This is a genomic window from Mesorhizobium sp. B264B1B (assembly GCF_020165765.1).
Lineage (GTDB): Bacteria > Pseudomonadota > Alphaproteobacteria > Rhizobiales > Rhizobiaceae > Mesorhizobium.
Genome location: NZ_JAIUIS010000001.1, coordinates 665,048 through 687,745, shown reverse-complemented (window position 1 = coordinate 687,745; position 22,698 = coordinate 665,048). Strand labels below are relative to the sequence as shown.

Annotated in this window: 19 protein-coding genes; 9 read left to right on the top strand and 10 right to left on the bottom strand. The window is 64.5% G+C overall.

Features of this window, described 5'->3' with window-relative positions; genetic code table 11:
- Positions 1–22: 22 nt before the first annotated feature.
- The 3 genes from LB547_RS03295 to LB547_RS03285 all read left to right on the top strand — a co-directional run bounded on the left by LB547_RS03295 (position 23) and on the right by LB547_RS03285 (position 3,261).
- Positions 23–1,501: a YcjX family protein gene (locus LB547_RS03295; RefSeq protein WP_140564480.1), complete on the top strand. Its 1,479-nt coding sequence runs from the start codon at positions 23–25 to the stop codon at positions 1,499–1,501.
- A complete protein-coding gene (locus tag LB547_RS03290; protein WP_140498894.1) occupies positions 1,498–2,619 on the top strand; it encodes a YcjF family protein in 1,122 nt (373 codons plus the stop codon). Before LB547_RS03295 ends, LB547_RS03290 begins: the two co-directional genes overlap by 4 nt.
- A 90-nt stretch (positions 2,620–2,709) precedes the next feature.
- Positions 2,710–3,261, top strand: coding sequence for a hypothetical protein (locus LB547_RS03285; protein WP_140761822.1), 552 nt, complete (start codon positions 2,710–2,712; stop codon positions 3,259–3,261).
- Between the two features lie 86 nt (positions 3,262–3,347).
- Here LB547_RS03285 and LB547_RS03280 read toward each other — a convergent pair whose 3' ends face one another.
- Positions 3,348–3,614: a hypothetical protein gene (locus tag LB547_RS03280; RefSeq protein ID WP_140547541.1), complete on the bottom strand. Its 267-nt coding sequence runs from the start codon at positions 3,612–3,614 to the stop codon at positions 3,348–3,350.
- Positions 3,615–3,877: 263 nt separating this feature from the next.
- Here LB547_RS03280 and LB547_RS03275 point away from each other — a divergent pair, with 263 nt between their 5' ends.
- Together LB547_RS03275 and LB547_RS03270 are read left to right on the top strand one after the other, a co-directional pair.
- On the top strand, positions 3,878–5,713 hold the full coding sequence (locus LB547_RS03275; RefSeq protein ID WP_140515288.1) for a monovalent cation:proton antiporter-2 (CPA2) family protein: 1,836 nt from the start codon (positions 3,878–3,880) through the stop codon (positions 5,711–5,713).
- Positions 5,714–5,725: 12 nt separating this feature from the next.
- A complete protein-coding gene (locus LB547_RS03270; protein WP_140584347.1) occupies positions 5,726–6,271 on the top strand; it encodes a DUF924 family protein in 546 nt (181 codons plus the stop codon).
- On the opposite strand, the gene folK is transcribed toward LB547_RS03270, so the two are convergent.
- Genes folK through folP form a run of 3 tightly spaced genes read right to left on the bottom strand, consistent with a single transcriptional unit; the run spans position 6,263 to position 7,991 of the window.
- On the bottom strand, positions 6,263–6,790 hold the full coding sequence (folK, locus tag LB547_RS03265; protein WP_140656374.1) for a 2-amino-4-hydroxy-6-hydroxymethyldihydropteridine diphosphokinase: 528 nt from the start codon (positions 6,788–6,790) through the stop codon (positions 6,263–6,265). The two genes, LB547_RS03270 and folK, sit on opposite strands and share 9 nt — an antisense overlap.
- Positions 6,774–7,133: a dihydroneopterin aldolase gene (gene folB / locus LB547_RS03260; RefSeq protein WP_140498905.1), complete on the bottom strand. Its 360-nt coding sequence runs from the start codon at positions 7,131–7,133 to the stop codon at positions 6,774–6,776. The genes folK and folB overlap by 17 nt, the downstream gene beginning before the upstream one ends.
- A 3-nt stretch (positions 7,134–7,136) precedes the next feature.
- On the bottom strand, positions 7,137–7,991 hold the full coding sequence (gene folP / locus LB547_RS03255) for a dihydropteroate synthase (RefSeq protein WP_140557791.1): 855 nt from the start codon (positions 7,989–7,991) through the stop codon (positions 7,137–7,139).
- A 135-nt stretch (positions 7,992–8,126) separates the two neighbouring features.
- Between folP and LB547_RS03250 the strand changes: the two genes are divergently transcribed.
- A complete protein-coding gene (locus tag LB547_RS03250) occupies positions 8,127–8,744 on the top strand; it encodes a DUF922 domain-containing Zn-dependent protease (protein ID WP_181165355.1) in 618 nt (205 codons plus the stop codon).
- Between the two features lie 240 nt (positions 8,745–8,984).
- On the top strand, positions 8,985–10,460 hold the full coding sequence (locus LB547_RS03245; protein WP_140557794.1) for an MDR family MFS transporter: 1,476 nt from the start codon (positions 8,985–8,987) through the stop codon (positions 10,458–10,460).
- An 11-nt stretch (positions 10,461–10,471) separates the two neighbouring features.
- Here the strand turns inward: LB547_RS03245 and LB547_RS03240 are convergent, their stop codons facing one another.
- From LB547_RS03240 to LB547_RS03230, 3 genes are all read right to left on the bottom strand, one after another.
- On the bottom strand, positions 10,472–11,506 hold the full coding sequence (locus LB547_RS03240) for an NAD(P)/FAD-dependent oxidoreductase (protein WP_140498912.1): 1,035 nt from the start codon (positions 11,504–11,506) through the stop codon (positions 10,472–10,474).
- A 333-nt stretch (positions 11,507–11,839) separates the two neighbouring features.
- Positions 11,840–12,160: a 2Fe-2S iron-sulfur cluster-binding protein gene (locus LB547_RS03235; RefSeq protein WP_137931040.1), complete on the bottom strand. Its 321-nt coding sequence runs from the start codon at positions 12,158–12,160 to the stop codon at positions 11,840–11,842.
- Between the two features lie 98 nt (positions 12,161–12,258).
- A complete protein-coding gene (locus LB547_RS03230) occupies positions 12,259–12,627 on the bottom strand; it encodes an Hpt domain-containing protein (protein WP_140498914.1) in 369 nt (122 codons plus the stop codon).
- 272 nt (positions 12,628–12,899) lie between these two features.
- On the opposite strand from LB547_RS03230, the gene LB547_RS03225 reads away from it, so the two are divergent.
- Both LB547_RS03225 and LB547_RS03220 read left to right on the top strand, forming a co-directional pair.
- On the top strand, positions 12,900–19,052 hold the full coding sequence (locus tag LB547_RS03225; protein ID WP_140761825.1) for a kinesin: 6,153 nt from the start codon (positions 12,900–12,902) through the stop codon (positions 19,050–19,052).
- A 97-nt stretch (positions 19,053–19,149) separates the two neighbouring features.
- Complete coding sequence (locus LB547_RS03220) at positions 19,150–19,764, top strand: exonuclease domain-containing protein (protein WP_140761828.1); 615 nt, start codon at positions 19,150–19,152, stop codon at positions 19,762–19,764.
- Between the two features lie 32 nt (positions 19,765–19,796).
- On the opposite strand, the gene LB547_RS03215 is transcribed toward LB547_RS03220, so the two are convergent.
- The 3 genes from LB547_RS03215 to LB547_RS03205 form a co-directional block, all read right to left on the bottom strand.
- A complete protein-coding gene (locus LB547_RS03215) occupies positions 19,797–20,396 on the bottom strand; it encodes an ABC-type transport auxiliary lipoprotein family protein (RefSeq protein WP_224618578.1) in 600 nt (199 codons plus the stop codon).
- A 94-nt stretch (positions 20,397–20,490) separates the two neighbouring features.
- Positions 20,491–21,864, bottom strand: a complete 1,374-nt coding sequence (locus tag LB547_RS03210; RefSeq protein WP_140564477.1) for an MCE family protein — start codon at positions 21,862–21,864, stop codon at positions 20,491–20,493.
- Between the two features lie 14 nt (positions 21,865–21,878).
- Complete coding sequence (locus tag LB547_RS03205) at positions 21,879–22,697, bottom strand: ABC transporter ATP-binding protein (protein WP_140498922.1); 819 nt, start codon at positions 22,695–22,697, stop codon at positions 21,879–21,881.
- Position 22,698 lies beyond the last annotated feature (1 nt).

The window sequence follows — 22,698 nt, the reverse complement described above, 5'->3', positions numbered from 1 at the left end:
GTCGCAGCCTCGAGAGACAATTTTGGCATCATCGCTGACCACTTTCACCGACGAGGCGAGAATTGCCCTCGACACGCTTTCGGGCCGCGCCAGCGGGCTTTTTTCGCCGTCGCTGCGGCTGGGCGTCACGGGCCTTTCCAGGGCGGGCAAGACGGTTTTCATCTCGGCCCTGGTCCACAATCTTATTCATGGCGGGCGCCTGCCGCTGTTCGAGGCGCAGAAATCCGGGCGCATCGCGCGCGCTTTCCTCGAAGAGCAGCCCGACGACGCGGTGCCGCGATTCCAGTACGAGGACCATATCGCCGCCTTGGTGAACGACCGCGTCTGGCCCGATTCGACACGCGCCATCTCCGAATTGCGGCTGACCATCGAATATGAATCGGCCTCCGGCTGGAACAGGATGTTTTCCTCCGGAAAACTGTCGGTCGACATCGTCGACTATCCCGGCGAATGGCTGCTCGACCTGCCGCTGCTCGGCAAGTCCTTCGCCGATTTTTCGCTCGAAGCCTTTGAAATGGCTGCGTTGCCGGTGCGCGAGGACCTGTCGCGCGCCTGGCGGGCGCTATCGGCCGAGATCGACCCGAACGCCGATGCCGAGGAGATGACGGCGCGCCGCCTGGCCGAGGATTTCGCCGCTTATCTCAAAGCCTGCAAGCTCGACGAGCGGGCGCTTTCGACCTTGCCGCCGGGCCGTTTCCTGATGCCGGGCGATCTCGAAGGCTCGCCCGCATTGACCTTCGCGCCTCTGGCCGGCCTGGGCGACAAGCGCCCGCGCAACGGTTCGCTGCACGCCATGATGGAAAGGCGCTACGAGGCCTACAAGACCCATGTCGTCAAACCCTTCTTCCGCGAACACATCACCCGGCTCGACCGCCAGATCGTGCTGATCGACGCCATGCAGGCGCTGAACGCCGGCCCCGGAGCCATGGCCGACCTGGAGCGCGCGGTGACCGAGATCCTCGCCTGTTTCCGTCCTGGACGCGGCAGCTTCCTCACCGATCTTTTCTCGCGGCGCATCGATCGTATCCTGATCGCCGCCACCAAGGCCGACCACCTGCATCACGACAGCCATGACCGCTTGCAGGCGATCGTGCGGCGGCTGGCAGACCGCGCCGTGGCGCGGGCGAATTTCACCGGCGCCGGCGTCGACGTCGTCGCCATGGCGGCGGTGCGCGCAACACGGGAAGGCACCGTCAAACAGGGCCGCGAGACATTGCCGGTCATCATCGGCACACCGCTCGCGGGCGAGACAATCAATGGCGACACCTTTGACGGGAAAGCTGAAACGGCCATATTTCCCGGTGATTTACCGGAGAAAATTGATGCTGTCTTCGAAGCTCCCGGGGGAGCGCACAGGCAGGACAATACCGACCCGGCGATCCGCTTCGTGCGTTTTCGCCCGCCAAAACTCGAGCGCACGGCCGAGGGCGTCATGCTGTCACTGCCGCATATCCGGCTCGACCGTGCCTTGCAGTTCCTGATCGGAGACCATCTGGCATGACCGCGCCCCGCAAGCCGGCGGCATTCCGCATCGAACCGGAGGCCACATCGCAGCAGGACGCGGCGCAGGCGCGCCGTGCCCAGGCCGGGGCGCCGGAGGCGCGCCGTGTCCAGACCGACACACAGCGCAAGCCCCGCGCGGTGAAGAGCGATGTCGCGCTGGTCATCCCGTCGGAGATCGACGTGTTCGACGAGCCGGACATCGTCGCTGCCGAACCGCCGCCGGCGGTCGCTCGCAGGAAACGTTCATTGCTTGGCTCCATCTTCTTCGGCGCGTTCGGGGTGCTGGTTTCGCTGGCCATCGGCCTGTGGACCGATCAGCTCATTCGCGATCTGTTCGCGCGCGCCGAGTGGCTGGGTTGGCTGGCCGCCGGCATGGCTGCCGTCGCCGTGCTGGCGCTGGTGGTGATCCTGATTCGCGAGTTCCTGGCGATCGCCCGGCTTGCCGAGGTCGAAAAGCTGCAGAAACGTGCGCTCGATGCGATTGCACGCGACGATCCCAAGGCGGCGCGATTGGTGGTCGACGAGCTGTCGGCCTTCGTCGCGGCCAAACCCGAAACGGCCGCGGGCAGGCGCGCGCTGGCCGATCTGCGCGACGAGATCATCGATGGCGCCAATCTGGTGCGTCTCGCTGAGGCGGAGATCCTTGGCCCTCTCGACGCCAGGGCCAAGATCATGATCCTGGAAGCCGCCAAACGCGTGTCGCTGGTGACGGCCGTCAGTCCGCGTGCGCTCGTCGACGTAGCCTATGTCGTGTTCGAGGCCGGGCGCCTCATCCGGCGCCTTTCGGAACTCTATGGCGGGCGGCCGGGAACACTGGGTTTCTTTCGCCTGGCGCGCAGCGTGCTGGCGCATCTGGCGGTCACCGGTTCGATCGCCGTCGGCGACAGTTTCGTCCAGCAGATCGTCGGCCACGGCCTGGCTGCGCGCCTCTCCGCCAAGCTCGGCGAAGGCGTCGTCAACGGCATGATGACGGCGCGCATCGGCATCGCCGCGATGGAGACGGCGCGCCCCCTGCCCTTCAGTGCGGCAAAACGGCCGGGACTGGGTGATTTCCTCTCCGCGCTGACATCGTTCGCAAGCAGGAAGGAAAGCGAGAACACCCCGCCTGGCAAGTGAACGACGACCTTGGCAGTGACGAAGCATTAACCAATCTTGTTCATGGTCGCACTGGTTCCAAAACAGCCTCTTTGTTGCCGGGTGTCGTCGATGAAAAGCGTAATTCTGTCCAGCCTGTTGCCCCTGGCGGTTGCGATCACCACTGTCGCCGGCATTGCCGCACAGGCGTCCGCGGCGGAGCCGGACAAGCAGTTCTTCCGGTCCGCCGAAGGCAAGTGGGTGGGCCCGGGCGAGATCGTCGCCGGCAAATACAAGGGCACGAAGTTCAATTGCAGCTTCACCGGCTCGACGCCCGACGGCAAGATGGGCATGACGCTCGACGGCGGCTGCCGTGTGGGCATGTTCACCCAGCCGATGTCGGCCAAGATCGAGCGCAAGGGGCGCGATTACAAGGGCTCCTTCATGGGCGGCGCGGCCGGTGCCGGCCTCGATATCATCGGCGGCAATGTGGTCGATGCCCGCAAGGTGGTGTTCACCATCAACCGCAACCAGCTGCGCGGCGTCATGCAGGCACGCATCCCCGACGACAATTCGATGACGGTGACGGTTGCAGTGCGCGTCGCGGACCAGCTGGTGCCGGTGATCGGCATGAGCCTGAAGCGGGTCGACGCGATCGAAGTCGGCTCCATCGTGCCGAACTGAGCGCGTATCAACCGCCTGTAACCAAACACAAAAAGAGACGGCGGCCCATCGCCACCGCCTCCTTTTGAAGACGTCGATAGGAACGATCAGCCCTTGATCGCCGCCGTCACCTCATCATAGGCCTTGCAGGCGTCGGCCAGGGTCGTGGTGCCCTGATATTTGGTCGTCACCTCTTGCACCTTGGCCGTCAGATCGGCCGCCTTGGACGGATCCTTGGTAACCGCCTCCTGCAGCGCGGCGGCCATGTCCTGCGCCTTCTTGGTGGCGACCTCGGCCGTGCACTCAGGCGCCTTGGAGCAAGCCGAGCCGGCGAGCACCGCCAGGCCGACGGCAACGAGCAAAAACTTCTTCATGTCAGTCATCTCCTCAAAAAGGGCGCGGCTTGATCGCCACACCCTCCACTGGCCGAAGCCGAGCGTGCTTAACCTCCGATTGCAGCCAGACGCAACGCGGCCTCGCGCTCAACTTGTGTAACGTGCCTGCAACATTGCCCGCCGCAGGATTCGGGCTGTTACATGCCCGCCGAAGCCCCTATCCTTGGGGCGCTGGCGCCTGATCCGAGGCGTCTTGACCCGACCGCACAGGCTGCGGTCCTCAAACGAGCGGAATGGCGGGAATGGCGGCAGAGGCAGCGGGCAGCGAGCTTGTTCAGGTGGTGGCGCTGCTCGCCGCGGGTGTTGTCGCCGTTCCGATCTTCAAACGTATGGGCCTGGGTTCGATTCTCGGCTATCTGGCCGCGGGCGTGGTGATCGGCCCGTTCGGCATCGGTGTGTTTTCCGAATCGGGAGCCATCCTCCACGTCGCCGAGCTCGGCGTCGTGATGTTCCTGTTCATTATCGGGCTGGAGATGCAGCCGTCGCGGCTCTGGGGCTTGCGCCGCGAGATCTTCGGCCTGGGCGCGCTTCAGGTCGGGGTCTGCGCGGTCTTGCTGACCGGTGTGGGAATAGCCGGAGGCTTTTCCATCGCGCAATCCTTCGTCGCCGGAGCCGGCTTCGTGCTGACCTCGACGGCGATCGTCATGCAGCTTCTGGAAGAGCGCGGCGAAATCGCCTCGCCCAAGGGCCAGCGCATCGTCTCCATCCTGCTGCTGGAGGATCTGGCGATCGTGCCGCTGCTGGCCCTGATCGCGTTCCTGGCGCCAGGCGGCACCGACACCAGCCTGTCGGAGCGGCTGGCCGAGGTCGGTATCGGCCTTGCCGCGATCATCGGCCTGGTGCTGGCCGGACGTTTTCTGCTCAACCCTTTCTTCCGTATCCTGGCGGATGCCCGCGCTCGCGAGGTGATGACGGCGGCCGCCCTTCTGGTCGTTCTCGGATCCGCCCTTGCCATGCAGCTCAGCGGCCTGTCGATGGCGATGGGCGCGTTCCTGGCCGGCGTGCTGCTGTCCGAATCGACCTTCCGCCACCAGCTCGAAGCCGATATCGAACCGTTTCGCGGCATCCTGCTCGGCCTGTTCTTTCTCGCCGTGGGCATGTCGCTCGACCTGCATGTGGTGGTTCAGAACTGGCGGCTGATCGCCGTCTATGTCGTTGCCTACATGGTCATGAAGGCGCTCGGCATCTACATCGTCGCCCGCATCCTGAAGTCGGGCCATCGCGAGGCGCTGGAACGCGCCGTCTTCATGGCGCAAGGCGGCGAATTCGCCTTCGTCCTCTATTCGGCCGCCGCTTCCGTCGGCATCATCGACGGCCAGGCCAACGCAACGCTGACGGCCATCGTCATCATCTCCATGGTGCTGACGCCGCTGGCGATCGTCGCGTTGCGGTATCTGACGCCGCGCGACGAGCTGTCGCTGGATGGCGTCGACGTCGCCGAAGGGCTGACCGGCAGCGTGCTGATCATCGGATTCGGCCGCTTCGGCCAGATCGCCAGCCAGCCATTGCTGCTGCGCGGCATCGACGTGTCGATCATCGACAACGATGTCGAGATGATCCAGGCGGCGGCCGATTTCGGCTTCAAGGTCTACTACGGCGACGGCACGCGGCTGGACATCCTGCACGCTGCCGGTGCCGGGCGCGCACGCGCCGTGCTCATCTGCGTCGACAAACCCGATGCCGCCGTACGCATCGCCGAGCTCGTCAAAGCCGAGTTTCCCTTGCTCACCGTGCTGGCGCGCGCCTTCGACCGAGGCACCGCGCTACAGCTCATCCGCACAGGCGTCGACTATCAGCTGCGTGAAACATTCGAATCGGCGCTGGTTTTTGGCGGTTCGACGCTGGAGGCCCTGGGCGTCGACCCGGAAGACGTCGCCGAGGTGGTCGAAGACGTCCGCCGCCGCGACACCGCCCGCTTCGAGACGCAACTCGCCGAAGGCATCCGCTCCGGACAGCGCTTCCTGAAGGGCAATATCGGCACGCCGATCCCGACGCCGCTCTCCACGCCGCGCCGCCCCGGCCAAGCGCTCAACGAGGAAACGGCCGGCGTTCTGCACAAGTCCGAGCCGGCGGATTGATAGGAGAAAAGCATGGATTTGGACAGCGGAGCCCTGTCGGTCACCAGATTCTGGCGTGATGCCGGAGCGGACGCATGGTTCGAGAAAAGCGATGTTTTCGACGGCGATTTCCGCAACCGCTTTCTTGAGCTGCATTACGCGGCCGCACGGCGCGAATGCGACGGCTGGTCGGAGCATGCCGAAGGCTCGCTGGCGTTGATGATCCTGCTCGATCAGTTTCCGCGCAACTGCTTTCGCGGCACCGGCCACATGTACGCCACGGACCCGCTGGCGAAGCATTTCGCCCAAAAAGCTGTAACGGCCGGCCAGGACCTGGTGCTCGAACCGGAATTGCGGGTGTTCCTGTATCTGCCGTTCGAACATTCGGAATTGCTCGCCGACCAGGAACGGTCGGTCGAGCTCACCGCGGCCAATGCGCCGGACTACCTCAAATACGCCGAAGAACACCTCGACATCATCCGGCGCTTCGGCCGTTTTCCGCACCGCAACAAGATGCTCGGCCGCGAAACCACGCCGGAGGAAAAAACCTTTCTGGACGATGGCGGGTTCTCAGGCTGACGCTGGTCTATCCAGCCACCAGTCGCGGCCCGACGGCAGGCGTTCGATACCGGCCGCATCGACGGCGGCCAGCCGCTCCGAGACGCTTCGCCCGCTTACCGCAAGATCGGGCGCGATCTCGGCCAGCGGCGCCAGCACGAAGGCACGTTCAAGCATGCGCGGATGCGGCACTTCCAGGCCGGTTTCGTGGATGACGCGGTCGCCGAAAACCAGGATGTCGATATCGATGAGGCGCGGCCCCCAGCGCTCCTCACGCACGCGCTTCAGCTTGCGCTCTGCATCGAGGCACAGGTCGAGCAATGCCCGCGGCGAGAGCCGTGTCGAGAGTTCGGCGGCGGCGTTCAGGAAGTCGGGCTGGTCGAGCTTGCCCCAGGGCGGCGTGCGGTAGAGCGAGGACACCGCGGCCACGCGAGCGGCGGGATCGGCGTCGAGCAGGCGCAGCGCCGCCGCCATCGAACTCGCCGGATCGCCAAGATTGCCGCCAAGGCTGAGATAGACGGTGTTACTGCGGCCAGACAACTGTCACCTCGACGTAATCGAGCACGCCGGGCACCGGCGCATTCGGCTTGCGGACCGTGATTTCGGCTTTCCTGATCTGCGGGAAGCGTTCCGTCAGGGCTTTTGCGACTTCCAGGGCCAGCGCCTCGATCAGGAAGCGCCTGTGTCCGGTGATGATCTCCTCGATCACCGTGAAGGCAACACCGTAATTGACGGTTTCCCCGATGGCATCGTCGACCAGCGCGCGCCCGGGCTCCACGGTGAGCGAGGCGTCGACATAGAAGCGCTGGCCGAGCGCCTCCTCCTCGTCCAGCACGCCGTGCCGGGCAAAGAAGGCGCAGTTCTTCAGGCGGATGACATACATGGTTCAGCGTCCCGAAGCGGCGGCGGTTTCGCGCGCCAGCATAGCATCCGCCACGGCCAGCGCGTCCACGTTGATTGCGACATCGTGGACGCGAAACAGGTCGGCGCCCTTCAATCTAAGTATGACGCTTGTCGCCGCAGTCCCAGCCCCTCTTTCGGCGGCATCGCGGCCAGTGACGGTGCCGATGAAGCGTTTTCGCGAGGTTCCGGCCATCAGCGGAAATCCGAGGGCGTTGAGCTCGGAAAACCGCGCCATCAGGTCGAGGTTATCCTCGGCCGTCTCCTTGGCGAAGCCGAAGCCGGCATCGAGAACGATATGATCGTCGGCGATGCCGTGTCGGCGGGCGATTTCAAGCGATTTTTCGAGGAACGCGAACTGGTCGGCGATGACGTCGGGCAGTTTCCGGCGATCCCGCCCGGTATGCATGATGATGAGCCCCGCGCCGGTTTCGGCTGCGACACGCGCAATGTCCGGCTCGCGCTGCAAGCCCCAGACGTCGTTGACGATATGCGCCCCGGCCGCGACGGCCAGCCGCGCGGTCTCCGCACGATAGGTGTCGACCGAAATCAGCACCTCGCCGGAACGCGCCAGCGCCTCGATCACCGGCAGGATGCGCGCCTGCTCCTCGCCCGCCGTGATCGCGGACGCGCCCGGCCTGGTCGATTCACCGCCGACATCGACGACCAGGGCCCCTTCGCCCAGCATGCGGCGCGCCTGGACCAGCGCGGTTTCGGCGGCATCGAACAGACCGCCGTCGGAAAAACTGTCGGGCGTGACATTGAGAATGCCGACCACCACGGCCTTGTCGCCAAGGTCGAGATGACGCCCGTGCGCCAACTGCCATCGCCTCGCCGTCATTGCTCATCAACCATGGGGCTCATCAACCGTGTGGCTCATCAACCGTGGGGCTCATCAACCATGTGTGATCCGCACCAGATCAATTCCGTTGCGCCGGCAATGGCCGTAAAGCAAGGTAGGACGAGAGGCAACCTGATGAAACGAACCCTGCTTTGCGCATTGCTGCTTGCCGCCACCGCCGTTCCGGCGGGCGCGGCCAATCTCGTCAAGACATATAGCTACTTCGCCGTCGGCGGCAGGACGCTAGAAGACATCGAGGCACAGCTTTCCAAACGTGGTCCGCAGGTGAAGAGCACGGGCTCGCGGCATCCCGGCGCCACACAGATGGCCTTCACCACGCGCATCAGCTATGCCGGGCAGTCCGGCTCCTGCCGGATCGCCGACGCCGCCGTGACCGTCAAGGTCAAGGTTATCCTTCCCGAATGGAGCCGCCCACGCAAGGCCGACGCGGATGTGCGGCTGTTCTGGGACACGCTGTCGGCCGACATCAAGCGCCATGAGGAACGCCATGTCGAGATCGCCAAGAATCACGCCCGCGAACTGGAAGACGCGCTGAAAGCCGCTTACCCGCAGAAGGACTGCGATGCGGCGAAGGCCAAGGCCGCCCAGATCACCGCCGCCATTCTCGCCAGACACGACCGTGCCCAGGTGCAGTTCGATCGCGTCGAAAGCGTCAATTTCGAAAGCCGCATCCTGCGGCTCCTGCGCTATCGCGTCGAGCGCATCGGCAACGGCCGGTTGCCGCCGACGTGAACGTCCTGATGCATGTCGCCTAAGGGGCGGCGGTGCGAGCCAACCGGGCCGAAGCGTAGTGCCAGCTTCGAAAAATTTCCGGGCAACGGTCGAAATCGGCCTATACGGGACGACATATCAGGGGTTGGCAAGGGCACGACCTTTCAAACACGAGCATCACGACCGATCGCGCCGCGGATGCAACCCGGCTAGCCCAGCCGACGCACCGGACGGCGCGCGCAAGCATATGGACGAAAGATTATGGACCAGGCTGTCGACAATCAGGCCGTGGCGGCCGCGAGCGCGCCGCTGACGGAAAGCGAAAAGAACGCCATTATCGGCGGCGTTCTCCTGTCGATGCTGCTGGCAGCACTTGACCAGACCATTGTGGCACCGGCCATGCCGACCATCGCGCGAGCGCTCGGCCACGCCGAGTACCTGCCCTGGATCGTGACCGGATATCTCCTGACCGCAACCGCCATGGCGCCGCTCTACGGCAAGATCTCCGACGTCTACGGCCGCCGGCCGACCGTCTATGGCGCGATCCTCATCTTCCTCGCCGGCTCGCTGGTCAGTGCGATGGCGCCCAACATGTTCGTGCTGGTGATCGGCCGCGCGATCCAGGGCGCCGGCGGCGGCGGGCTTTTCGCCCTGGCGCAGACCGTCATCGGCGACCTCGTGCCGCCACGCGAGCGGGCACGCTATGCGGCCTGGATCTCGGGCACCTGGGCAGTCGCCAGCATCGCCGGGCCCTTGCTCGGCGGCACGTTCGCCGAACATCTCCATTGGTCGCTGATCTTCTGGATCAACATTCCGCTCGGCATCCTGGCCATGGCCATCATCAACAAGCCGCTGCGCAAGCTGCCGGTCGCGGCAAGACGGCATCGCATCGACGGGCTCGGCGCGCTGCTTCTCGTCGCCGCCACGGCCCTGCTGCTTCTGGCGCTGAACTGGGGTGGCAGCGAATACCCCTGGCTATCGACGGAGATCCTGGGGCTCGTCGCCAGTTCCTTGGTCCTGTGGGGCGCCTTTGCGCTGCGGCTGCTGCGCGCAACCGAGCCGCTGATTTCGCTCGAGGTGCTGAGCAACCCGATCGTCCTTGCCGGCACGCTCTCCATGTTCCTTCTGCAGGCGGCCAATATCGGCCTGTCTGTCTACTTGCCGGTCTATCTCCAGTCGGTCATCGGCCTGTCGGCAAGCGAATCCGGCACCGCCCTCCTGGGGCTGATGCTTGGCACGGTGGCCGGCGCGACATTCAGCGGGCGCACCATTCCGCGTTTCGTCCATTACAAGCGGATCGCCATCTTCGGATTGGCCTTCGCCGTTCTATGCCTCGGCGCCCTCAGCCTGGTGGCGGGGCACGCCTCGCTGCTGGTTGTCGAGATCCTGACGACATGCGTCGGGCTCGGCAGCGGAACCACCTTTCCGGTGGCCACGGTGTCTGTCCAGAACGCAGTCGACCCCAGGCACCTTGGCGTCGCCACCGGCGTTCTGACGTTCCTGCGCTCGCTGGGCAGTGCGCTCGGCGTTGCTATCCTCGGTGCGGTCGCCCTGGGCAACGGGCTGCCGCTGGCGGGCGAAGGCGCGCAGGCGACCGGCGCCGGTGCCGAAGCTGCCGCCTTCGGGCTGATCTTCGTCGCCGCCGTGGTGATGTTGATCATGGCGCTGCTGACGCTAAGCCTGATGCCCGAAAAACCGCTGCGCGGCCATCCCGAGGCCCCCGTGCTGGCGGACTGAAGCGATACGCGTCAGGAGGCCTCCGCCACACCGAGCTTCTTCTGCAGGCTGGTCGACGAGGTCGTGTATTGGAAGACGATGCGTTCGCCCGGGCTGACGATGCGCTTGGCGGCTTGGGCCATCAGCGCGACCTCGTGAAAGCCCGACAGGATGAGCTTCAGCTTGCCGGGATACCAATTGATGTCGCCGACCGCGAAGATGCCCGGGACCGACGTCTGGAACTTCTCGGTGTCGACCGGAATCAGGTTCTCGTGAAGGTTGATCCCCCATTCCGCGATCGGTCCGAGCTTCATGGTCAGGCCGAAGAAGGGCAGCATCCGCGTGCAGGGAATTTCGATGTCGCCCTCCGGCCCCCTGATCAGGGCGGACGACAGTTGGCCGTCGGCGCCGGTCAAGCCGGTCACTTGCCCGACCTGGAAATCCAGCTGCTTCATTTCCTGCATGGCGTACATCTTGTTGACGCTGTCGGGGGCGGCGCGGAACTCCGGGCGCCGGTGGACCAGGGTCACGCTTTTTGCCACCGGCTGCAAATTGAGCGTCCAGTCCAGCGCCGAATCGCCGCCGCCAACGATAACGAGGTCGTGGCCGCGAAAGTCTTCCATCCGGCGCACCGAATAGAAGACGCTCTTGCCCTCATAGGGTTCGATGCCCGGGATGGGCGGGCGTTTCGGCTGGAACGAGCCGCCGCCGGCGGCGATCACCACCACCTTGGCCTCGAACACCTCGTTCTCGTCGGTGGTGACGCGAAAGCCGCCGTCCTCCAACCTCTCCAGGCTGGAGACCATGCGATTGTAGGTGAAATCAGGCTTGAACGGCGCGATCTGCTCGAGCAGCTTGTCGACCAGCCCTTGCGCCGAGATCGACGGCCAGCCGGGAATGTCATAGATCGGCTTTTCCGGATAGAGTTCCGCGCATTGGCCGCCGGGCCGGTCGAGGATGTCGATCAGGTGGCACTTCATGTCGAACAGGCCGAGCTCGAACACGGCGAACAGGCCGACCGGCCCTGCCCCGACAATGAGTACGTCTGTCCTGGTGATGCCGGTCATGGTGCGCGCCTCGCTGCTGGATTGGCGTGAGACTGCATGACCTCCGGCTTGCTGCCAAGCGGCAGCCGCAAAAATCAGAGCTGCGAACTCGGGTTGCAAGGGATGGACGACTGCCAGTCCGGCTGCCCCGCCACCTTTTCATGGCAGGGCAGCTTCTCACGATAGGAATTTTTTCTTGACGGGGTGCCCGCAACTATGGTAGATATTTGGTTATGGTGCTGAGTTGCGCCGGAGGCCCGCCGCACAGGCGGGTTTTCCATTCAAGGCGACGTCAACAGCCGGCCCCCAAGGAACCCCCTGCCCGGATTCATTGCCTCGGGCAAAAATCGGCTTTTAGCCTTGGCGCTCGGGCACCCGCACCACCAGTCCGTCGAGCGCGTCGCGCACCTTGATCTGGCACGATAGCCGCGAATTCGGCTGGACGTCGTAGGCAAAGTCCAGCATGTCCTCTTCCATTGCTTCCGGCTCGCCGACTTCCGCCGTCCAGGCCTCGTCGACATAGACGTGGCAGGTTGCACAGGCGCAGGCGCCGCCGCACTCCGCTTCGATACCCGGCACGGCATTGCGGATGGCGTTTTCCATGACCGTCGAGCCGTTCTCGGCATCCACGTCGAAATGTGTGCCGTCATGGGCAATGAAGGTCAGTTTGGTCATTTGTCACCTGAGGGAGTTTCCGCCGAGATAATCACTCGGGCACACAAGTCAACTGCGGCGAGAAAGCGCCGCTCGGTGACGTTTTTCCGCAAACGGGTCTAGCGGTTGATGGCGGCGATGAAATCGCGCACTTCGTCGATCAGTTTGCCGAGCCGCGTAAGCGTCTGGCTGTCTTCCGGCTGCCGTTCTATCTCGGTGGCGCAATCGGCAATGGCAAAGGCCCCGACACCACGCGCCGAACCCTTCAGGCCGTGCGCCAGGAGCAGCCGGTCCTTGATGTCCGCATCGACTATCCTGTCGCGCACCGACAGCGCCTGTTGTACAAAGAGCGCCAGCACCTCCTGTTCGAGGCCGCGGTCGCCCATCGTCTGCCGCGCAAGGTGTGCCAAATCGATCGGTCGGGACCGCCTCGTTCCCGATACATCGCCCCCGGGCATTGAGAAGGCAATGCCGCTTTCGCCACGCATGAACTCGAACTCCGCTTCTTCGGCCGCCTGAAAAACTAGGCGAATCCAATGGACAACGGGTTAATGGATGGCCGGAAAAAATGTTGCGAAAGCGGCGCCGGAATCACGCTTCCGTTAACCTTATATTTAAAGTTTTACGTATCCCGCGGAATGCATGTTTTCTTTACCCCCCTGTGTCATTACGATACGAGGGGTCCATTTTCAGCCTCCTGCGCGTGGGTGCGACAACCAAAATCATAAGCCCGCGGCAGCTAGTACAGGGTAGCGAAGGCATGGCGAAGAAAACAACGACGACCAGATCTCTGGACAACGATGTGGCCAGGGAACTCGAGAAGGCACTCGATCTCGACCTCAGCGGCGACACCGGCAGCGGCGACCTCGATATAGCGGCCTCGATGGAAGATCTGGAAGCGCAGATATCCCAGGCCGCCGACGAATTGGCGCGCGAGGGACGCAATCAGACGCAGGCACCCGTCGTCAACCAAGCCCAGGCCGCGAATCCCGCGCCAAAGACCAGACCCGCCGAACTGCGCCCCGTCGAAACACGCAATGGCGGTCAGCCCGCCGGCTTCTCGCCGGCCAATGACGATCGTCAGAAGGATTACAAGACGCTTCTGCACAGCCTCAACCGGCGCGCCTCGAACACGATCTACTGGGTTATCGCCTTCGTTTCGCTGGCCTGGATCGCCGGCGCGGGCGGATTGGCCAACCTCCTCTTCGGGCCGAGCATCTGGAGGATCCGCACGCTCGACCAGTTCTTCGCCCGTCCCGAACTGATCGGCCTTGCTGTCGCGGCCATCGTGCCGGTCATCCTGTTCTGGGCCTTCGCCGCCATGATTCGCCGCGCGCAGGACATGCGCATCGCCGCCCAGTCGATGACGGAAGTGGCCTTCCGCCTTACCGAGCCGGAAAACATGGCCCAGGATCGCGTCATGATGATCGGCCAGGCCGTCCGCCGCGAGGTGGCCGCCATGGGCGAAGGCATCGAACGCACGCTGGCCCGCGCCGTCGAACTGGAAACGCTGGTCCACAGCGAGGTCAACCAGATCGAGCGCTCCTATTCGGAAAACGAAACCCGCATCCGCTCGCTCGTCGACGGGCTCGGCAGCGAGCGCGAGGCGGTCGTCAGCCATGCGGAGCGGGTTCGCGCTTCGATCGCCGGCGCGCACGACACCCTCAAGGACGAAATCGGCGCTGCCAGCGACCTCATCCGCGACAGCATTCTCAATGCATCGACCAAACTGTCGATGACCATCACCAATTCCGGCGACACGCTTATCGACCGCATCAACGAAAGTTCGCTGTCGATCTTCGATTCGGTGGAAGGACGGCTCGACACCATAACCGACAAGCTTTCGACTTCCGGCGAGGCTTTCGCCAGCCTGCTCGACACGCGCATCGCCAAGCTGACGGACACGACAGACGGCCTGACCCGGTCGTTGACCGACCTGCTCGACGATCGCACCAACGGCATGGTGTCGCTGCTTGGTGGCGCCGCGCGCACACTCAATTCGGAATTCGAGGCCAGCCTCAACGGCATCGAGCGCACGCTCGCCGAGCGCGGCCAGGCGCTGATCAGCGAGTTCCAGACCCGCGCCGAGGCTCTCGACACCGGCACGCAGAAGCTCAACGCAGCACTCGAAGCCCGTGCCCGGCAGATCAACGAAACGCTGGTCGAACGCGCGCGCGAAATCGCCCACACCTTCGCCGAGAGCAAGGACACGCTGACGGCGATGATCGACCAGGGCAAGACCCAGATCGGCGCCGACATGGCCGATATCGTCACGTCGACCTCGTCCATGCTCGAAGCGCGCGCCAGCGATTTCGCCGGACGCATGGAAGCGGCGCGCCACGTCGTCTCGCGCTCGTTCGATGCCGATATCCAGCGGCTTGCCGATGCCCGCGTGGGCATAGAGGAAGCGGTCGAAAATCACAGCCGCAGCCTTTCCGAGAGCCGCGAGCGCATGGCGGCCGCGATGCAGGCCGATCTGGCCAAGTTCGCCGAGAGCCGTGCCGGCATCGATGCTGCGGTAACCGACCAGGTGCAGAAGCTGGCCGAAGGCCGCAGCCTGATCGCGCGCGCTCTCGAAGAAGATCTGCGCAAGGTCAACGAATCGCGCGCTGCCATCGACGCTTCGCTCGGCAGCCACCTCGAAAGGCTGGAAGAAGGCCGCAACCGGCTCTCCCAGGCTCTCAACGAAGACTCCGGAAAGCTGGTGCAAGCCCGTACAATCATTGACGAAATGGTTGCTGGACATGTTGGCAAGCTGGCCGAGGGCCGCAACATTCTCTCGCGCGCGCTCGAAACCGACCTCGGCAAGCTCGTGGACACGCGCGCCGATATTGATGGCCTTGTCGCCGGTCAGGTCGAGAAGATCGCCGAGGGCCGCGCGGTACTCGCCAGGGCGCTGGAGAACGACATCGCCGGCATCAAGGACCTCATCGAGGCGCATTCGGCGAAACTGGCGGAAGACCGCTCGCAGCTCGGCCGTTCGCTGGAGGACGATCTGTCCAGCATACGCGGGCTGATCGAGGACCATTCGGGCCGCCTGGCCGAGGATCGCAGCCTGCTGTCGCAGACCCTTGAAGCCGACCTTGCCAAGCTCGCCGAGAGCCGCTCGAGCATCGACGGCCTGGTCGCCGGTCAGGTCGAGAAACTGGCCGAAGGCCGCGATATTCTCAGGCGGGCGCTGGAATCCGACCTCAACGCGATCAAGGGCGTCATATCGAGCCAGTCCGAGAGGCTGGCCGAGGACCGCGGGCAGCTGTCGCGGGTTCTCGAGGCGGACTTGCAGAACGTGAACAGCGTCATTGCCGACCACATGAACAAGCTGGTCCAGGACCGTTCGACCTTGTCGAAAGCGCTTGAGGAGGACCTCGCCAAGCTGGCCGAGAGCCGCTCGAGCATCGACGGGCTGGTGGCCGGCCAGGTCGAGAAGCTGGCCGAAGGCCGCGACATCCTGCGCCGTGCGCTGGAAGCCGATCTCAATACGATCAAGAACACCGTCGCCGACCAGTCCCAGAAACTGGTCGAAGATCGGGGACAATTCGCCCGGGCGCTCGAAGCCGACCTCGAAAACGTCAACACTCTCGTCAACAGCCACTCCGAAAGGCTTGTCCAGGATCGTTCGGCGCTGTCGAAGGCACTCGAAGACGATCTGGAAAACGTCAACGGACTGGTCAATAGCCACTCCGAGCGGCTTGTCCAGGAGCGTTCGGTGCTGTCGAAGGCACTCGAGGACGATCTCGCCAAGCTGGCCGAAAGCCGCTCGAGCATCGACGGCCTTGTCGCCGGCCAGGTCGAGAAGCTGGCCGAAGGCCGCGACATCCTCAAGCGCGCGCTGGAGGCCGATTTGCAGAGGCTGTCGGAGAGCCGTGGCGATCTCGACGGCATCATCGCCGGACATGTCGGCAAGCTGGCCGAAGGCCGCGACGTGCTGAGCCGCGCGCTGGAAGACGATCTCGGCAGGCTCGCCGAGACCCGCAAGGATATCGATCGTTCACTGTCGGGTCACATCGACCAGATCGCGGCCAGGAGCACCGACATCTCCGCTGCGATCGCCGCCGACGTGGACAAGATCGAGCAGGCGTTCAGTCGCCAGACCGGCATCATCGAGGAGCGTGCGGGCACCATGGAGCGTGCGCTGTCGACAGGCGTCGACAATGTGCGCAACGTGCTCGAGAAGAGCGCCGTCTTCGTGGCCGGCGCCTTGCGCGAGAAGGTCCTGGAAGTCACCAGCGTCCTGCATGAGCAGGCGGGCCAGGCCTTCTCCGATGCGGATCGCAAGATCGCCGAGCGCGCCGAGCAGACCTCGGCCGCCCTGCTGGCTCGAGCCGAAGACATCGCCCGCACCTTCGAGGAGGCGGATCGCCGTCTCCACGCCCGTGCGGAAGACACGTCGAGCGCCTTGCTTGCCCGCGCGGACGATGCGTCCAGTTCCTTGCTGGCGCGAGCCCATGAAACCGCCGATCAGCTTGCCGCCCGTGCAAGCGAAATCGCCGGCACGTTCGACGCGGCCGACCAGAAGCTGGCCGCCCGCGCCCAGGAGACCGCCGACCAGTTGGCGGCTCGGGTGAGCGAGATTGCCGGCACCTTCGACGCGGCCGACCAGAAGCTGGTTGCCCGGGCCGTCGAAACGGCACAGTCGCTGGCCGCCCGCGCCGGCGATATCCTGCGCAATTTCGAAGGCGCCGATCAGCGGCTCGGCATGCGCATCGGCGAATCGGCCGAAGCTCTTGCCGCGCGTGCAGCGGATCTCGGCCGCATCTTCGACGCCGCCGACCAGCACCTGGTCTCGCGCATCGCCGAAGGTTCGGAAGCGCTGTCAGGCCGCGCCTCCGAAATCGCCCGCATCTTCGATGATGCGGACAACCGACTGGTTTCCCGCATCGCCGCCAGCACCTCGACCATCGGCGAACATGCGCAGAGCATCGTTGGCGCCTTCACCAGCACGGAGCAGAGGGTCGCCGACCGTGCGCGCCAGACCGGCCAGGAACTGGCCGCGCATGCCCGTGAAATCGAGCAGGCGCTCGCCGGCGCCGACGAGCGGCTCGCATCGACCGCGGCAACGGCTGCTGCCCGCGTCGAAGAGCAGATAGCCAGCGTCGAGAACCGGCTAGCCCATACCGCCGAGACGATGGGCCAGAAGCTCAACGAGCAGGTGTCGAGCGCCGAAGCGCAACTCGTGTCGCGCGCCAATGTCATCGCGGAGACCTTCACCGCGGTCGGCCAGCATATCGGCCAGAGCACCAACGACGCCGCCAAGACGATCGGCGCCAACACCCGCGAGCTCAACACCATGCTCGCGGCACGGTCGGCGGAGATGTCGAAGATCCTCGACGAGACCGCGCGGCCGCTGGTCGAGCGTTTCGCCCAGGGCGGCTCGGAACTGCAAAAGAGCATGGAAGAGGTCACCGAACGTGCCGCCGAGAAGCTGCGCAGCGAAAACGCAGCCCTCGTCAACGCGCTCGCCAGCCGCACCGCCGAGACCCTTTCGGCGGTCGAAGGTGCCCGCTCGTCGCTATCCGACAGTGTCGCCGACCTGATCGGCCGAATGACCACGTCGAGCGCGCAGCTCGGTCAGCTGATCGAACAGGCCGCGGCCAATCTCGGCCAGGTCGACGAACGCCTGACCGGCAGCACGCAAAGCTTCGCGGCAACCACCGAGAAAGCGGCGCAGACCTTCGCCAGCTCGGCAAGGCTGGTCGATTCGAACACGACAAGGCTGACGGAACTGTCGTCGTCGACCTTGCGCGAGGTCGCGTCGATCGCCACCAAGTTCGATGAACACAGCCGCCTGCTCGCCGGTGCTTCGGACCTCCTGAGCTCGGCCCAGAGCAACCTCGAACACACGCTAGAAAGGCAGTCTTCACTCGAGGATCTCGCTGTCGGCCTGGTCAAGAAGTCGGAGGATCTCGAAAGGGTCATGCGCTCGTTCGAGAATCTGGTCGGCCAGACGCTGCAAAATGCGGAAGGCAGGACGCTGGAATCGGCCGACAAGATCCGCAACGCCATCACCGACGTCGTCGATTCGGCAACCAAGCGCTTCTCCGACGCGACCGAGGAGATGCGCCGCACCGCCGGCGCCATCAAGAGCGAGCTCGACCTCACCCGCGCCGAGCTCAAGAAAGGCGTCATCGAGATGCCGGAAGAGGCCAAGGAATCGACATCGGCCATCCGCCGCGCGGTTTCCGAGCAGATCAACGCCCTGAAGGAGCTTTCGGACATCGTTGCGAAGTCCGGCCGCAGTGGTGGAGAGCCCTTGGAATCGCGCAATCTGCGCCCGGCGCCGCAAGCCCCGGCAGCGTCCCGCGCGGCAGAGCCGCCGCGCCGCGCTCCCGCGCCACAGCCGGAACTTCGCGCGCCGCAGGCGCCGTCGGGCGGCACGGCGCTACGCGGCACGCTTGACCTGGAGCGCCCCGCCGACACGGCGCCGCGCCAGCGTCCCGACGCCGGCGCCCGCACGCAACAGGGCGGCTGGGTGCGCGATCTCCTGAGCGGGGCGTCACGCGAGGACGAAGCCAAGCCGGCAACACCCGCCGACGCGCCGCGCGCCGCCCCTGCCCAGCGCTCGCCGCTTCATGTCGTGGAATCACTGAACTCGCTGTCCGTCGACATCGCACGGGCCATCGATCACGATGCGTCGATCGAACTGTGGAACCGGTACCGGCGCGGCGAGCGTGACGTGTTCACGCGGCGGCTCTATACGCTGAAGGGCCAGCAGACGTTCGACGAGATCCGTCGCAAGTACCAGACGGAGGCAGAGTTCCGCGCTGCCGTCGACCGCTATTGCGATGATTTCGAGAAGCTGCTGAAGGACGTGTCGCGCAACGACCGCGACAACATCATGGCACAGACCTACCTGACATCGGATACAGGCAAGGTCTACACCATGCTGGCCCACGCCAGCGGCCGCCTGCACTAGGCAGCGGCAGACAGCCAATGAAAAAAGGCGGGAGACTTGTCTCCCGCCTTTTTGCTTGGAAGGGTGGACGTCGCATCCGGGACTGGATCTCTGACTTGTGAAGACGGCGATCATATTCGACTGCGAGTTTCTTTGCCTTGAGGGCTCGCAACGCAGATTCTGGTGCGCGGCCCACGATCCCGACCCGGTCATCGCGCAGATCGGCGCGGTCAGGCTTGGGCTCGAAGACGACTTTCCCGTCCTGGGCACGCACAAGGCCTATGTCAGACCGATCGACCGGTTTGGCAGGAGATACGCGCTCGACCCTTTCTTCACCGAACTGACTGGCATCACAGAAGAAAAGCTGGAGATCGAGGGGGTCGCGCTAGGAGAAGCCCTTGTTGACGTCGATCGTTTCTCCAATGGGGCGCGATTTTGGTCCTGGGGCAAGGACGAACTGAACATGATAGCCATCAGCTGCTATATCGCAGGCATCCCCGCCTCCATCCCGGCCGCCCGTTTTGACCATACCGTAAAGCTGCTGATCTCGGCCGGGATGCCGATCGAGGACCTGGCAAGGACGCCGAGCAACAAGCTTGCCGATTATTATGGCGTTCAACACCCGCCATTGCAGGGACACGATGCGCTCGATGACGCGCTGTCCGTAACCTACACCCTGCAGCACCTGATGAAGGCCGGAAAGCTGCGGCCGGACGCCTTCGACCGCTTGTAGCCTGGTGGCTGGCGCCCGCCCGGGATCGCCGCTCAGACCGCCGAATCGGTCCAGCGCACGATCTGTTTGGCCGCGTCGCCGAAAGCAGCATCGAGCGCGCCGACATAGCCTTGGTTGCCGCTGCCCGAGACGGGCGCGGTCGCCGTAAAGCTCTTGGACGCACGCACCTCGCCGTTGCGGTCGTTGAGGATGCGCACGAACAGGTCGACTTCGGCATGATCGCCGCCGTCGACACGGACTTCGAACGAACGAATCTCGACGATGACCTGGTAGTCGATCGCCAGTCCCTCGCCCGGCTTGCCCACGCCGGCGAAGCTGCCCGAGCGCTGGAACGTCTCGGCCAGCCGAGCCTGCACGATCAGCGGCAGCCGGTCCGCCCATTGCGCGCCCTTGAGGTACTGGATCGAGCGCGGGGACGGTTTTATGACGATGTTCTGGCTGTCCAGCGCCTTGAGCGCGGATGGCTGGGCGATCAGGATCTGGCGGCGGCTGTGGCCATGCGCCTCGACCGACGGCGCCGACAGTTCGAACGTGTCAAGCGGCGCAGGCCCGCCGCCCGGCAGCGCGGCACAACCGGCAAGGGTCAAGGCAAGCAAGGCCACGCCCGATCTGAACACAATCGTCGACTTCACGCGCGATCCCTGCTGTCCCCGGCCTCACTATCCCTGGATTGTAACAACAACCCGCGGATGCAGACACTGTTTCTGCGGCGAGCCGAGACCGAAGTCAACGCCGCGCCCTGCCATCGTACTGCCGAACCTCGCCCTCGCCGCCCGACAGGATGCGCTGCGGATTGCGGCTGAGGTCGGTAACCGCCTCCTCGATGCGGCTGATTGAACGGCGGCTGTCCTGAACCAGCGCCTCGACATTCGAAAGGCCCTGGCCGGAGAACCGGGCTATATTGTCGGTGATGACGCCAAGCCGCGAATTCAGCGTATCGGCAACCTGCTTGAACGACCTCAGCGTGTCCCTGGCGTCCGCCATCACGCCGTCCGCCTGCCCCGAACCGAGCAGCTTGTCGACTTTGGCCAGGATGCCGTCGACGCGCACCGAGGCGTCGTTGAGCCGTTGCGCGAGCTGCCTTGCATCCTTGATCGTCTCGTCTATGTCGTCCGCCCGGTTCGCGAATTTGCCGGTCACCTCGGCGATGTCCGAGGCGGCCTTGTCGGCGCTTTCGCTTGCCTTCTGGATGTTCGCCAGCGCCGTGCGCACTTGCGCCGGATCGATGCCGTCGAGCACGCCGTCGACCTTGGCCAGCGTACCTTGTGTCTGCTTGGCGAAATCATTGACCGATCCCACGGCCGTATCGACATTCCTGATCACGCCATCGAGCTGTTTGGACGTTTCCTTGAGGTTGCCGGTCACCGTATCGACATTGGCGACGATGCTCTTGATCTTGTCCTTGTCGACGGCATTGAGCAGCCCTTCGGCCGCCTTCAGCGTGCCGTCGAGCTTGCCCGAGACGCCCTTCAGCTCATCGGACAGCGCGCTGACCGCGGACAGGAACTTGTCGACGCCATCGGAATTCCTGGCCAGCGCGTCGGAGAACGTCTGCACATTCTGCACGGTCTGCGTCAGCGGCCCGCGCACATCCTTGGTGAACCCCTCCAGCTGCGTCAGCACCGTGTCGGCGCGCGTGAAGATGTTCTGCGCCGTCTGCAAAAGATTGGTCACCGCCGACGGGTTGGCCACGATCTCGGCGACCTTGCCTTCCTTTTCGGCCTGGTCGAGAAGTTTTACTTCCTTGGGGTCGGCCCCTTTGAGTTCGATATTGGCCTGTCCGGTCAGGCCGGCCAGGCCGATATCGGCCTGCGTCGATTTGGTGATCGGCGTCATGCGGTCGATCTCGGTGTCGGCGATTGCGACCGTCGGATTGTCGACATCGATATAGACGCGCCTGACGTCGCCGACCTTGACGCCGTTGAACAGCACGAAGCTGCCGCGGCCAAGTCCGGAAGCCGAGCCAGGGATGCGCACGCGCAACAACGTGGTCTCGCCTTTGTCGCCGATCGCCGCCGTCCAATAGACGAAGCCGAACGCCGCCAGGATCGCCACCAGCGTGAAGATGCCGACAATAACGTAGTTGGCTCTGGTTTCCATTGCTTCACTTATGGCTATGCGCGCGCGGCAAGATCAAGTTGCCGGGCTCGTTTTCCGCGGAAATACGATTTTACCCACGGTTCTTCACTCTTCAGCATGTCGTCTATGGTGCCTTCGACCAGCACTTTCTTCTTGCCGAGCACGGCGACGCGGTCGCAGGCGGTGAAAAGCGTGTCGAGATCGTGGGTCACCATGTAGACGGTCAGGTCCATCGTATCGCGCAGCTTGACCACCAGCTCGTCGAATTCCGCCGCGCTGATCGGATCGAGGCCCGAGGTCGGCTCGTCGAGGAAGACGATGTCGGGATCGAGCGCCAGCGCGCGAGCCAGTGCCGCGCGCTTGATCATGCCGCCCGACAGCTCGGACGGGAATTTCTGCGCCGCGTCCGGCGGCAGCCCGACCAGTTCGACCTTGAGCATCGCCAGTTCGTCCATCAACTTGCGCGGCAGGTCGAGATATTCGCGCATCGGCACCTGGACGTTTTCCAGCACCGTCAGCGCCGAGAACAGCGCGCCGTGCTGGAACAGCACCCCAAGGCGCATGTCGATGCGCAGCCGTTCGGCATCGTCGGCCTTTTCGATATCCACGCCGAACAGCTTGATCGTGCCGGACTGCTTGCGCGTCAAACCAAGGATGGTGCGCAGCAGAACTGATTTGCCGGCGCCCGAAGCGCCGACGAAACCGAGGATCTCGCCGCGCCAGATATCGAGCGACAGTTTGTCGAGGATCAGGTTGTCGCCGAAGGAAACGGTGATGTCATGCGCCGAAAGCACGACCTCGCTGTCATCCGCGCCCTCCTTGGCCCTGGTCTCGATGCCGTTTCCCATCGCCATT